The sequence below is a fragment of the Nostoc sp. C117 genome, assembly GCF_043099735.1.
In the GTDB taxonomy this organism is placed as follows: domain Bacteria; phylum Cyanobacteriota; class Cyanobacteriia; order Cyanobacteriales; family Nostocaceae; genus Nostoc.
The window spans coordinates 6,805,520-6,819,493 of sequence record NZ_CP170991.1 but is presented as its reverse complement, the minus strand read 5'-3'; the positions used below and the strand labels follow the sequence as shown (position 1 = coordinate 6,819,493).

Genomic DNA, 13,974 nt, shown 5'->3' with positions numbered 1-13,974 from the left:
GTAATCCTAGCCGATTTTGGTTTAGGGATAGCGGGTATTGCAGTTTGCCCATTCCGATTAATATCGGGAAAAGTAGATTAGGGATATTTGTCCGTAAAATTACTAACTGTAGACAAATAGTGGTTTTTAAATCAAGCAACCTAACCTATGCCAGCGAATTCCTGGCCCGAAGAAGATTCTTATCAAGAGCTCGATCCACTCAACTCCTTGTTATCTGACGTATCAGTAGATGAGGAGTCTGGGTTAGAGACAGAACCCATGTCTCTACCATCCCGGTTTCAAGGTCGTAGAGGTAAAGCAGCTCTAGTCTTGAGTATTGTCTGGAGTGGCACGATCGCTCTGCATTTAGTTTCTTGGGCTTCCATATTTATACTAGGATTGACCACCGTTCTAGGCGTTCATGCTTTGGTGGTAGTGTTTACTAAACCCCGTCGCCATCCAAAAGAAATGCAGGGAGATTATCCCTACGTATCTGTGTTAGTGGCTGCTAAAAATGAAGAAGCGGTAATTGCTCAATTAGTCAATAATCTTTGTCATTTGGAATATCCAGATGGGAAATACGAAGTATGGATAATTGACGATCGCAGTACCGATAATACACCCCATCTATTAGCAGAACTAGAGCAGAAATACAAGCAACTGAAAGTACTAAGACGTTCCGCAGAAGCTAGTGGCGGCAAGTCAGGGGCGTTGAATCAAGTACTACCGCTAACCAAAGGCGAAATCATCGCCGTGTTTGATGCTGATGCCCAAGTGACACCAGACTTGTTATTGCAAGTAATACCTTTATTCCAAAGAGAAAATGTGGGGGCGGTGCAGGTGCGAAAAGCGATCGCCAACGCTAAAGAAAACTTTTGGACTAAGGGTCAAATGGCCGAAATGGCACTTGATACCTGGTTTCAACAACAGCGGACTGCCCTTGGTGGCATTGGCGAACTGCGGGGTAATGGTCAATTTGTGAGGCGTTCAGCCTTAGACAGCTGCGGTGGCTGGAATGAGGAAACCATTACGGATGATTTGGATTTGACAATCCGTTTACATTTGGAAAAATGGGATATTGAGTGTGTTTTCCATCCAGCAGTGCAAGAAGAAGGAGTGACAAACGCCGTTGCACTCTGGCATCAGCGCAACCGATGGGCAGAAGGCGGATATCAACGCTATTTGGATTATTGGGATTTAATTCTCAAAAACCGGATGGGAACCCGCAAAAGCTGGGATTTGCTGATATTTATGCTGATTATGTATATCTTACCCACAGCAGCAGTCCCAGACTTATTAATGGCGATCGCCCGTCATCGTCCACCAATGTTAAGTCCCATCACCGGCTTGTCTGTTAGTATGTCGATGATGGGAATGTACACAGGTTTGAGGCGGATACGACAAGATCAAAAATTCCCACTTTCTACATATTTTCTGATGCTACTGCAAACCATGCGTGGCAGTTTATATATGCTGCACTGGTTAGTCGTTATGAGCAGTACAACCGCCCGGATGTCAGTCAGACCAAAACGCCTGAAATGGGTGAAAACCTTGCATACAGGGAATGGGGAATAGCCCCTTTGGGGAATTAAAAATGCAAAATTACCAAAAATAATTTTGCATTTCTTTTATTCATCATCAACTTCTGATTCCTCTACCCATTCAGGTGTTGTTATAGAGTCGGAGAATTCTGGGAAATCATCTGCAAAGCGGATAATTTGCCCATTGAAAAATTCTGCGAAACGTTGAGCTGCGATCGCTACTTCGTCAATTTCCCAATCGGGTGTTGGTGTTCGGGTTGAGGCTGGAGGCGAAGTTTGCGTCTTATTAGCATTCATCCCATTGCCATTTAGGCCATTGCCATTCATTCCATTGCCATTGCCATTTCCATTCCTTGCTGGTGAGTCAGTTTTTACTGGTGCTGTTGGTGATGGAGTTGCTGGCTGTGGTAGTGATACTGGAGGCGAAATTTGCCCGTTGTAACTGGGAGTAGGTGATTGCTGAACGCGAGTGGAATCTTTGAGCGGAGGATTATTTCTGGCTGAGGTAGGAGTTACAGAGCTTACTTGTTCCAGATTTACCTGAACTTCATACCCAAAAGTTTTCTGAAAAGCTGCCTTAATCATCGGCAGATCCGATTTCAGTGTTTCATACCATTTAGAGCCTTTGACAGCCACACGGGCTACAGTACCGTTAAACTCTATTAGCTGGCACATTTGCCCCAGTAAAGCTTGTCTGGATGGCATGGGAAAATTCGCACGCACCTGTTGCCAAACCTGATTTAAGTCATATTGTGCTTCCCCGACAACTTCTGAAGTTACTGGTTCAATGTTCGCAGGTGGCACAGGAACAGCTATCGGTTCTGGGGTTGGTGATGAAACTGAGTTAGCAGCCGAATTGTCGTTTGTTTGCCGTTCGTCTGGCGCAGATGAAGTAACAGGGTGATTTTGGGCAACTGGTTGATGATGGTTTGAGGATACCGAATTGTCGTTTGTTTGCCGTTCATCTGGCGCAGATGAAGTAACAGGGTGATTTTGGGCAACTGGTTGATGATGGTTGGCAGAATTATGATTTGTTTGTCGTTCTACTAAAGGCGCAGAAGCCACTGGATGATTTTGGGTAACTGCTGGAGGATAGTTGGAAGATGCAGGCGGTGTGTTAAATCGCGGTGCAATACTTGGGGCTTGTGGCTGAATATTCGTCGCACTGGGTAACAATCCTAATAATGTTACCTCCAACCATAAACGCGGCTGGGTGGTATTTTTGATTTGCACTTCAGCCTTTCGCAGGTGTTCTTGTCCTGCTAAAATCGCGCTCATATCAAACTGTTGGGCAAACTCAACCAATGCTGTCCAAGTTTGCTGAGTACAAGCAACCAAATCGTGGCGGTTGGGTGCTGTTCTGGCTATGAGTAAATCGCGGTAGAAGGCGGCGAGATTTTGCAGAATAGTCAATGGTTCTCGACCCCGATCGAGGATGTAGTGGGTACAGTCTAGAACTGCTTCTGGCTTATCTTGAGCGATCGCCTTTAAAAGCCCCAGTAAGTCTTGTTCGCTTACTGTCCCCACCAAATCCCAAACTCGATCCGGTGTCACTTCACCCGCTAACAAACCCAATTGATCCAGTAGACTTTCAGCATCCCGTAACCCTCCCTGAGCAAGTTGGGCTACTAGGGTTACAGCATCAAGTGAAATATGAATATTTTCTATAGAGGCGATCGCACTTAAATGCTTTACCATCGCCTCTAACTGAATGCGTCTAAAATCAAACCTTTGACAGCGCGAAATAATTGTTGGTAAGACCCGTTGCGGGTCTGTTGTCGCCAATACAAAAACTACATGTCTCGGTGGTTCTTCTAATGTCTTTAGTAACGCATTGAATGCCTGGGTACTGAGCATATGGCATTCATCCACCACATAAACCTTATAGCGACACTGCACAGGCGCAAACTGGGCTTTTTCAATCAACTCACGGATATTATCGACACCAGTATTGCTGGCGGCGTCGATTTCAATTACATCTAACGAGTACCCTTTAGTAATTCCCTGACACACGTCACAAACACCGCAGGGTTCCGCGGTGGGTTTGTCACTTTTGAGACAATTGAGAGATTTAGCTAGAATTCGCGCACTAGAGGTTTTCCCTGTACCTCTCGGGCCAGTGAACAAATAAGCAGGGGCAATTTTGGATGTGCCGATCGCATTTGTGAGGGTGGTTGCGATCGCCTCTTGTCCCACCAGTTCAGCAAAACTCTTGGGGCGATATTTGTGGTGCAGGGGTTCATAAGACATGGAAATATAGACTTCAATGCCTTTCAACGTTGATTAATAGCACCGAGCCGAGTTTGGGATTCAATTATTTTAAGCTCTTGCGCCTGCTTTGTTTGTCGATGTTGCCATCCCAATTCCACTAAATTAAGTTTGTAAATTTTGGCACTAAGAAAAGCAAGCCCAGAGAACATATTTTTAACTATGATTTCACCATCAATCGATCCGAATTATAGCATATCATTTAGTACATTTGTTCTAGTATTTGTCATTTAACAACAACCAATTTCCAATGCCCAATGCCCAATTCCCAATGCCCATTCCATAAAGAATTTTATTGAAGTAACTAACGCCATAGCGCAGTGCGATCGCTACAATCTTAAAGGATAAGCAATACTCAATGGTGCAGCAGATGCTCAAGCGGCTATTTCAATGGCTCAAAAAGCTCTTTGCGGGCTTGTTTGGTGGAAAACAGACTGCCTCAAAAACTAGGGGAAATCTGGAAAAAGAACCAGCACCACCCCTAAGCGATACGGATCTGGAATTTCTCTTCAACGAACTGTTGCAAGGAGTCCATCAGGCACGCGGGGAAACTTGGGCACGGAAGTGGCTGGATAATATTGAACATCGCATCACCACTGAACGCTGGGTTGAGTGGTTGGGGCGCCTTGGTGAAAGATTGCTGGCATCACCTACACCTAATAATGAGATGGCGGCGCGGTTGGTACAACTGGGTGAGTTGGGCATCGGAGAAATCAGCGATGTTGCCTATAATATCGGAATGCAGTTGTTAACACGCAATGAAGGCGAACCAATTTGGGAATACGAAGGACCAGATTCTCTAAGTACACCTTTGCCAGTTGAACTACCTACTTCAGCATCTGAAGAAGTAGATGGGGGAGAAAATCCACCAGAGGGAGAATATCAAACTGTTACTCTAGAAGAATTGTTTGTCATGTTACAGGAGGATGAAAACTTACGTCAACAAATTGCCCAGCAGCTGGCCGTTGAGACAGACGATCCGCAAGTTCTTGTACAAGCGTTAATTAGTCAACTATATCCGGCTGGTCAATCAACTACAGAGCAAACAGAAAATTAATTACTTCCGAAAGTCAAAAGAAGCCACTGCATTGCCTAAATTCTTTGGTTATATTCCCAAGGAAAATCAGCACGGTAGTATTTCGCCTTCAAAATTCCAGAGTTGAGTCTGGGAATTGTAGCGTTGTAATACTGTAATTTTGAACTTTTGTGTATTTTTTGCTAGCCTGCCACAGAAGCATTGTGCGGATATAATGAGCTTTTGCGTAATTCATGACTTTTTTAACACAACGATGGCTACAATCTAGAAAAACAAAATCCAAGAGTGTGGCAGATGCTCAGGCGGATATCGCAGTCGCTTAAAAGGTTTTTAAAGCGCCTCATCGAAAGTAAGCAGACGAGTTCTCTTAAGGGTGCAAGAGAACATAATCTGGTAGAGGTACTACCAGAACTAACTAATGCCGATCTGGAACAATTGTTTATCCAATTGCTAGAAGGCGTGCATCAAGCACGAGGACGACAGTGGGCATTGAGGTATCTGCAACGAATCGAAAATCGTATTCCGGCTGAACGCTGGATAGATTGGTTGGTGATGTTTGGCGAAGGCTTACTAGCTTCACCCACACCCAATGAACAGTTAGCAATACAAATGGTGCAATTGGGAGAACTTGGTATTGGCAGAATTGGAGACGTTGCCTATGAGATTGGCATACGGCTGATGCAAAACTTACCTACAGAGATAGAAACAGAAATACAGTCTGAGGACAATCAGGCGCAAAATGTAATTGAAACTACTCCTGGACAAGAACTACTGAGGGACTTAGGCGAACAGTTATGGGAGTACGATCAGCCTTTCATCGAAACTACTCCTGGGCAAGAACTAATCCGCAATTTAGGCGAACAGTTATGGGAATATGATGAGCCAGATGTCATTGAACCGACAATAAATGAAGAAATTCTAGTAACTTCGCCTGGGCAAGAGCTAATCCGTAATTTAGGCGAACAGTTATGGGAGTATGACGATCCAGATGCCCAAACAATCCCACCAGTAGCGGAAAATGCCTCTGTTGAAGAAATATTAACTGAGGACTTAGAAGAAGTGATATTGGAGTATCAACAAGATACCCAAAGCACAATACCCGCAAATATCCCTCTTCCCCCACCCGAAGATTCAATCACTACATTAGCCGAACTGAGGTGGGGCAACGAACAAGAAGATATTCAAACCGCAATACCAGCAAATCTCCTTCCCACTAGACAAAGAAGTGAATTAACAACTTCTACGTCAGAGCAAACCTGGGATAACACTTTAACGAATTTAGAGCCAGATGTGGCTAATACGTTAGATGAGTTGTGGGTGAGGTTGGATCAAAGTAGCAATTTAGTCCAGCAACTTGCTTCTAACTTGGCAGTTCAAAGCAGCAATTCTTCAGGTATCATTGAGCGATATAGCGATAATCCTGTTACACAGGCTCAAGCTTGGTTTTACCAAGGTCTTCAGCAAGCTAAAACAGGTGATTTATTAGGCGCGATCGCCTCTTATGACCAAGCGATTGAACTGCAACCCGAATTATCAGAATATTGGTTTAATCGAGGCTTGACGCTGTTTCATTTAGAACGTTTTGATGAAGCGATCGCCGCTTACGAAACAGCCATAGAAATCAAACCAGACTTCTACAAAGCTTGGTACAACCGGGGTGGAACTCTGGGAGAATTAGGATACTTTGAAGAAGCGATCGCTTCTTTTGACAAAGCCATAGAAATCAAACCAGACTATGAAGAGGCTTGGTCTAGTAAAGGTTTAGCGCTACTAAAATTAGGCTGGCTACGAGAAGCAATTTCTAGTTATGACCAAGCCCTGAATCTCGAACCACAAGACCAAGAAAATTGGTATCACCGAGGCATAGCATTAGCTGTCGGCGAACAATTTGAAGAAGCAATTATATCTTATGACAGGTCACTACAAATTGACCCAGAATATCATGAAGTGTGGATAGATCGGGGTGTAGTCCTGTTTAATTTGGGACGCTGGTCAGAAGCGATCGAGTCTTGGGATAAAGCACTTTCAGTTCAAGCCGACTTCTATTTAGCTTGGTATAACCGGGGTGTGGCGTTAGATAACTTAGGACGCCGCCCAGAAGCGATCGCTTCCTATCGCCAAGCGATCGCCATTAAACCCGACTTCCACTTAGCTTGGTATAATCAAGCAGTAGCATTATTTTATTTAGAAGAATTTGCCGAAGCGATCGCTTGTTATGACAACGCTTTGCAAATTAAACAAGATTATTGGGAAGCTTGGATTGGTCGGGGAACTGCGATCGGTAATTTAGCCAATTCTTACCCATTGCGGAATTTATCAAGTAATATAACAGCGAACAATCCCGCCTTAGAACAGGTTGGCTACGAAGGAAAATTAGCCAGCTACGAGGAAGGATTAAAGCATCTGCGTACAGATACCCATCCAGAAGGATGGGGTAGATTGCATGTGGCGATCGGTAATACCTACTACGAACAAGGCAAGAAACAGCCTAATCCTCGTGACTATTGGCGGAAAGCTGCATCTGAATATCATCAAGCGCTGTTAACCCTCACATTAGAATATTTTCCCCAGTTGCATCTAGAAGTTTTACAATCCCTTAGTAAAGTGCTGATGGGTTTAGGACAAACAACCCAAGTTCAAGAATTACTGCAACGCGGCACAGACTTATTACGACAATTACTGAGCGAAGAGACTCGTTCTGAAGAAAGTAAAAAACAGTTAGCTTTGAAATTTGCAGGTTTCGATCAATTGGCAGTTGATTTAGCTGTAGATTCCGGCGATCTAGTAGAAGCTTGGGAAATTGCCGAGCAAGGAAAAAATACTTGTTTAAATTGGCTGCTTTTTCGCTGGGATCGTAATATTTATTCACCTCATTATGGGGCGATTCAAGAGCTATTCAATCCCACAACGGCAATTATTTACTGGCATATTAGTCCAGTTGCCCTACACACCTTCATTCTTAAAGACCAAGCGCCATCACCGATTCTACTATTTACACCCATCCAAGATGTTGGGGCAATAACTTTAGGAGAAGATGCTATTCGTCTAAATGAATTGCCTCTACCCGAAGGAGTGCGACGCCTAATTGAATTTGACAATTGGCTAGAAGATTGGCATCAACAATATCAAGAATATCGCGCCACAGCCCAAGATAAAGAAAGTAAAAGTCAGCATTCTTGGCGAGTGGATATGGAACAAAAGCTCTTGCAGTTGTATGAAATCCTGAACATTTCCACAATTGCTCAAGAACTTGAAGGTATCACCCAACTGATTTTAATTCCTCATCGCGATTTGTACAGATTGCCTATTCATACTCTTTTCCATCTCTCTTCTCCATCTCAGGAAGAATTACCAAATGTCGAGTCAAATTTCACAGTTACTTATTTGCCTAGTGCCCAAATAGGTTTGTCCATCAGAAATGAAGATTTTTTCCCCTGGCAAAATCAGTTATTGCTTAGTGTAGAACACCCGGAAAGTGCAAGTTATCCCGCGCTGAAATTTGCCAAACTGGAGTCGGAAATCGTCAGCGAAATGTTTAACAACAACCAGCGAATTCAGGGTTTAGAAGCTACAAAAAATATTGTAGAAAATGCATTATTTAATAATTACAATATTTTTCACTTTACTGGTTATGTCACTAATAACTTAAATGAACCGAAAAAATCAGAATTGGCATTAGCAGGTGAAGAGAAACTGACTTTAGAGGAAATTTGCCAACAAAATTTAGCAAGTTACAACCTTGTGACTTTCTCTGTCTGTGAAAATGTCAGTACCAGCACCCACATTACCAGCAGCGAATATGTGAGTTTAGTCAATGGTTTTTTGAATCAGGGTGTTCCTCATGTAGTGAGTACTCTGTGGAGTGTAGAATCTTCGGCTAGTGCCTTAGCAGTGATAGAATTTTACCGAAGATTACAGCCCAATCAATCACCAGTTACAGCCTTAGCTGAAGCAACACTATGGCTAAAAGAACTAACTGCTGGAGAACTGACAAAATGGTATGAAGATTTACTTAATAATCTGCATCCTGAGGAAGTACGAATTAGAGCTTATTTAGCAACACAATTATATAGAAATAGTAAAATGGCATCCGATAAAAAGCTTTATAATCATCCCTATTATTGGGCTGCATTTACGATTACAGGTAAGCCAAACTGAAGAAGAATTCAGGAGTCAGAATTACAGTCCAACTAGTTAACCTGAGTTCGGGTTAAGCTCTTTGAGATAAAAGCCGGAAGGTTTGATATGAAGGCAATAAAGCTGAATATATAAGCTTTATTGCTCTCATTCTTTGTAAATAAGTCTCTGCTTATAGCGACTCAATTGCATTAAATATTGAACTAAACTCCACCAATCACCAGAGTTTTTTTACAACCTGTTAGACTTTTCAAACAGCCTCTTTCATAACCCGAACCCTTTTTAATTACTCTTTGGCAAGAGTAATTAAAAAGGGATAATCTGTAAATTTAGCTAAAACATTAGATGCGATTACCCTACTTTTTAGAAAGTCTTTTCAAGAAAGTTAGGATTAGGTTTGCTACGCCCATTACTGCCGACAGATGGGATCTCTATAAAGGCATCAGTGGCTTTCCCTGTGCCGTCATCGGTGACGGAATTTTCGTCTCCTGGATGTCCATTGGGGATAAACAGTTGTGGATGATCAAAAGGCGCTCTTTCGTAACGGACTCGCTCATCAGTCAGTGCCTTTAAAAAGGCTACCAATTGTTGTTTTTGCTTCTCTGTCAATCCAAGCAAACGCAATTTAGGTATACTGGCATTATCATCAGCCGCACCCCGATTGTAGAAATCGACCACTTGTTCGAGAGTTAACATTCCACCATTGTGCATATAAGGAGCGGTCAACTCCACATTGCGAAGTCCTGGAGATTTAAACGATCCTTGATCTGCTACATCATGAAGACCAGAACTAGGTATGATGTTTGGCACTTCACCAAAAACTTCTTGAAACTTTCCTAATTGAGCTAGCCGCGCCTCCGAAAGCGATCGCGACTCCGGTTTTAAACCGTCGTTAGCACCTACACCTAAATCGTTAAGTGCTGGTTTGACTCCAATAGTAAAAAAACCAGTATCTTCAATCGGTGCGCCTGGTGCTCGCGAACGGCTAAGTCGTCCGTAAGTCTTTACTTGCCTGACCGAAGCCGCTGTAAATTCTGCTCCGCCGTGGCAACTAATGCAACCACTTTCCTCAAAAATAGTTCGACCTGCCTGTGCATCAGCAGTTAGAGCGCTAGTTTTTCCTTTCAAGAACTGGTCAATGGGTGCATTGTCAGATATTAGTGTAGATTCGTACAGTTGAATTGCTAGCCCAAAGAAGAGTGACAAGTTGTATTCCAATTGTGTGTACTCTTTGGTAGTATCGGACGAATCCGGAGCGAGGACAACTTTTCGGATATTATTGTTTGCTGTATCAACCTGAATATATTTAGAAGATTGCCACCACTCAGGCTTGAAGGCTGCTTTGATCATCTCTTCATAGCTGGTGATTGTTAGTCCCTTTTGGTTTTGAGATGCTCTGCTGTAATTACCTAAAACGCTGTCAGTCGGATCTACGGTTTGCTTGGCAAGTGGTCTTATTCCACGTAACCTTTTAGAAATATTGGTTGTTATTAGTCCGTCCTCAGAGACAACGCGTTTTAATAAATTGACCCGTCCAGACCCAAATTTGTCACCAATCTCCTCAAATGTGCGGCCGTTTCCGGACATCTCGACGGAGCTGACTGGTGGCGCTACTGCTTGTGAAGCTAGAGATGAATTTTTTAGTTGAACACTGACTGGTTTTAGGTCAGATGGGGTTGTTGACTTATAAAGTTGAGCATTAGGGTTTCTTGTGCCAAATTGATCTACGCCGTTGAAGATGTTTTGTGCTCGTCCGTCCCAAAAGTTGCGGAAATTGAATACCGCATTGATCACGCTCGGTGCATTACGTGGTGATACTTGACGGGTTTTAATGCCTTTGACATTAAAAACTTTGTCTTTCTCTGGACTCAGTATGTCTTGACTACTACCGGGAACAACATCAACAAATTTTGACTTGAAAATTCCTTGGGAGGAGGTGACATCATTGGTGTCAAAAACAACAGTTGATAAACGGTCGTTGGCATCTGCCAGTTTGTGAAATGGGTAATCTCTTTCTTTAAGCGTGTAGTTCGGCTTAAAGGGGGATGTGAAAGTAGTATCTCCACCCAAGACCCCTGGATTGATCTGGTTTTTAATCCTGTTGTCTGTTCCGGCATGGAAGTGGCAAGTAGCACAGGATGTGGTGCCATCGCTGCTGATCTGCATATCCCAGAACAGGGCTTTTCCCAAAACAATTGCTTTTTTCTTATCTTTAACGTAGTCGTAGAGATTATCAGGCTCTGGAACCTTCACGTCGCTAAGTGGAGTTAATGGGAAAAAATTCACGGGGATCGGCGTTACTTGTGCCGATACACTATGTCCAGCTAGTACTGCGATCGCAACTATCACAGTAATTGCGATACTGTTTTTTATTTTCTTTGACAAATTTGAGACTAGATTACTAACCTTGGTGAGTACAGCAACTATAAAAATGGCGCTATTTTTTATTTTCTTCATGTTCAAATATACATGCCAATTTTTGTCGAATCAAGACAATATATAGACTATGACCTTAAGGAAAGAAAGTTAAGAATTAATTATTAATTATTAAAATAGAAGTTATCAAAAATATAAATTTAGTTTAAATTTAGCTACCAAAATTTGTTTACTATATATTTACTAGTATAAATAATATATATATCAGGTATATCAGGAAAAACACAATATATTGTGTGGAACTAAACTTGTGTTTTCAAATTAATTTTGATATGCTTACCTCAATCATTCAGCTGGTAAATCTTTTTTAGGAATTACTGGTGATAAAATATTTCGGGCTACAAGTTCTACATAATGCTACAAAACTTGTTCCCGCCAGCGATACTGTTAAATGTTTCTCTCCTCCGAGCCGACAAGAATTTTGACTAATCTTTTCCCCAAAAAAAGGAATTAAATCCATGAAACTGTACAAAGGCTTAACTTTAGCTAGCATTGGAGCGGTTGCTGCTGCTTGCGAAATATTAGTTTCAGCACTTCCTGGACAAGCTGTAATAATTTCTACTGGAGTCGTTCCTTCTCCTTTTGTGGTTACTCCTGGGTTAGGACAAGTTGGAAATGTTGATGTTTCAACAGGCGTATTTACTCCTTTTATTACCAGTGGTGAAAGTTTTCGTGAGTTAGCCTTCAGTGATGCTGGAGAACTTTTTGGTCTTGTCGATGGGAAACTATACACTATTAGTCAGAGCCAAGGTTCATATACTTTGATTGGTCAAGGCGAATATAATGACGCAGCGGTTGGATTAGGTTTTGACAACAATAATCGACTTTATGCCACAGGGGTTGGATTAACCTCGATCCCTCCAATAACTCCAACTCCAGACGGTAACTTTTACTCTGTTAATCAGTCTACAGGTTCTGCCAGTTTAATATCTAAAGTCCCTGGCTTCCCCAGTATCTCTGATATCGTATTCAATCCGAAAAATAATCAATTTTTAGCTGTATCCTCACTTGTAGGAGGAGATGATAGTATTTTATTCTCTCTTTCCTTGGATGGTAAAGCTACGGAAATTGGCAAGATTGGTTTTCATGATGTTTATGGAATGGCTTTTGAGAATGGAACTTTGTATGGTTATACAAATGATGGCAGACAATTAATTATCGATCAAACAACAGGAGCAGGGGTTTTCGATAAAAAGGTTACAGGACTTAGTGGTGAAATATTTGGGGCTGCCACTACTCTTAGTCAGGCAAAATCAGTTCCTGAACCAACCAGTCTTGTAGGTACAATACTGGCTATTTTAACGGGTTGGTGGATGAAGCGTAAGCAAAAAGATTCTCAATCTGCCTAGCGATACTGTTATAGCGCTTCCGGCTATTATGCAATACAGTTTTTCTCCTTGCCTTCTCCTATCAAAGCTTTTAGATTTGGGAATGTACCTCATAGCTGCCGTAAGTGCTGTAAATACTTCTCCCCTCTCATCGGGCAAGTATCTTTACTAATTTTTTCCCAAAAAAAGGATTGAATTTATGAAACTGTACAAAAGCTTAACTGTAGCCAGTATCGGAGCAATTATTGCTGGTTGCGAGATATTAGGCTCTGCACTTCCCGGACAAGCTGTAATAATTTCTACTGTAGTCCCTCCTCCTCCGGGAATGGTTACTCCTGGGTTAGCACAAGTTGGAAATGTTGATGTTTCAACAGGCATATTTACTCCTTTTATTAACGGCGGTTTACCTTTCACCGATTTAGCCCTCAATGATACAGGAGAACTTTTCGCTACTACCTTTGATCGGCAACTATATAGTATTAATCCAAGCTCAGGCTCATCTACTTTTATTGGTGGAGGAGATAATACAACATTTTATTTTGGATTAGGTTTTGACAAAAATAACAGGCTTTATACTACAGATCTAAATGGTAATTTCTACTCTGTTAATGAATCTACAGGTTCTGCCAGTTTAATAGCTAATACTGGCTTCCCCAGTATCTCTGATATCGTATTCGATCCTAAAATTAATCGATTTTTCGGTCTATCATCGATTGTCGGAGGAAGTGATAGTACTTTGTTCTCTGTTGACATAAATGGCGCAGCTACCCCAATTGGCAATGTTGGTTTTGCTGAGGTTTATGGACTGGCCTATGACGATGGAACTTTGTACGCTTATACAAATGATCGTAGACAGTTGATTATTAATGAAACAACAGGAGCGGGCGTTTTCGATAAAAACATTACAGGAATTACTGGTGAAATCTTAGGGGCTGCCAGTTCTATTAGTGAGGCAAAATCTGTTCCTGAACCAACCAGTCTTGTTAGTACAATAGTGGCCATTTTTACAGGTTGCTGGATGCTGCGTAAGCAAAAAGCTTTTTAATCTGTTAAACGGCGCAAACGCTCATGAATTGATGCGTTTTTGTAACATCTTTGTAACCCCTTCAGATGCTGGAGTTATCAATTGCATAAATTGATTTTTTGAATATTTATTAGGGAGCAGATATATATTATGAATTTTCTGCTGACTTCAAAGGCAATCCGATTATTATTGATTCTGCAATTGATTGCAAGTGTCAGAATTTCT

7 protein-coding genes are annotated in these 13,974 nt (G+C 42.0%); 5 read left to right on the top strand and 2 right to left on the bottom strand.

Features of this window, described 5'->3' with window-relative positions; translation table 11 throughout:
• Positions 1 to 147: 147 nt before the first annotated feature.
• Entirely contained in the window at positions 148 to 1,554 is a 1,407-nt protein-coding gene (locus tag ACFG4S_RS29175; RefSeq protein WP_392532386.1) for a glycosyltransferase, read from the top strand.
• A 53-nt stretch (positions 1,555 to 1,607) separates the two neighbouring features.
• On the opposite strand, the gene ACFG4S_RS29170 is transcribed toward ACFG4S_RS29175, so the two are convergent.
• Positions 1,608 to 3,770 (bottom strand): DNA polymerase III subunit gamma/tau, encoded by a 2,163-nt coding sequence (locus tag ACFG4S_RS29170; RefSeq protein ID WP_392532385.1) that lies wholly within the window; start codon positions 3,768 to 3,770, stop codon positions 1,608 to 1,610.
• Between the two features lie 388 nt (positions 3,771 to 4,158).
• Between ACFG4S_RS29170 and ACFG4S_RS29165 the strand changes: the two genes are divergently transcribed.
• Together ACFG4S_RS29165 and ACFG4S_RS29160 are read left to right on the top strand one after the other, a co-directional pair.
• Positions 4,159 to 4,845 carry a hypothetical protein gene (locus ACFG4S_RS29165; protein ID WP_392536103.1) on the top strand — a complete coding sequence of 229 codons (687 nt, stop codon included), beginning with the start codon at positions 4,159 to 4,161 and terminating at the stop codon, positions 4,843 to 4,845.
• 273 nt (positions 4,846 to 5,118) lie between these two features.
• A complete protein-coding gene (locus ACFG4S_RS29160; protein ID WP_392532384.1) occupies positions 5,119 to 8,982 on the top strand; it encodes a tetratricopeptide repeat protein in 3,864 nt (1,287 codons plus the stop codon).
• A 342-nt stretch (positions 8,983 to 9,324) separates the two neighbouring features.
• Here the strand turns inward: ACFG4S_RS29160 and ACFG4S_RS29155 are convergent, their stop codons facing one another.
• The gene (locus ACFG4S_RS29155) at positions 9,325 to 11,346 is read right to left on the bottom strand and encodes a cytochrome-c peroxidase (RefSeq protein WP_392532383.1); all 2,022 of its coding nucleotides are present in this window, start codon (positions 11,344 to 11,346) and stop codon (positions 9,325 to 9,327) included.
• 509 nt (positions 11,347 to 11,855) lie between these two features.
• On the opposite strand from ACFG4S_RS29155, the gene ACFG4S_RS29150 reads away from it, so the two are divergent.
• Together ACFG4S_RS29150 and ACFG4S_RS29145 are read left to right on the top strand one after the other, a co-directional pair.
• Positions 11,856 to 12,746 carry a PEP-CTERM sorting domain-containing protein gene (locus ACFG4S_RS29150; protein ID WP_392532382.1) on the top strand — a complete coding sequence of 297 codons (891 nt, stop codon included), beginning with the start codon at positions 11,856 to 11,858 and terminating at the stop codon, positions 12,744 to 12,746.
• Between the two features lie 178 nt (positions 12,747 to 12,924).
• The gene (locus ACFG4S_RS29145) at positions 12,925 to 13,770 is read left to right on the top strand and encodes a PEP-CTERM sorting domain-containing protein (RefSeq protein WP_392532381.1); all 846 of its coding nucleotides are present in this window, start codon (positions 12,925 to 12,927) and stop codon (positions 13,768 to 13,770) included.
• The last annotated feature ends 204 nt before the right edge of the window (positions 13,771 to 13,974 follow it).

What these genes read in the sequence shown, in the direction of transcription:
- ACFG4S_RS29175 (WP_392532386.1), top strand. Translation starts at nt 148, where the DNA reads ATGCCAGCGAATTCCTGGCCCGAAGAAGATTCTTATCAAGAGCTCGAT.
- ACFG4S_RS29145 (WP_392532381.1), top strand. Translation starts at nt 12,925, where the DNA reads ATGAAACTGTACAAAAGCTTAACTGTAGCCAGTATCGGAGCAATTATT.
- ACFG4S_RS29170 (WP_392532385.1), bottom strand. Translation starts at nt 3,770, where the DNA reads ATGTCTTATGAACCCCTGCACCACAAATATCGCCCCAAGAGTTTTGCT.
- ACFG4S_RS29160 (WP_392532384.1), top strand. Translation starts at nt 5,119, where the DNA reads ATGCTCAGGCGGATATCGCAGTCGCTTAAAAGGTTTTTAAAGCGCCTC.
- ACFG4S_RS29150 (WP_392532382.1), top strand. Translation starts at nt 11,856, where the DNA reads ATGAAACTGTACAAAGGCTTAACTTTAGCTAGCATTGGAGCGGTTGCT.
- ACFG4S_RS29165 (WP_392536103.1), top strand. Translation starts at nt 4,159, where the DNA reads ATGCTCAAGCGGCTATTTCAATGGCTCAAAAAGCTCTTTGCGGGCTTG.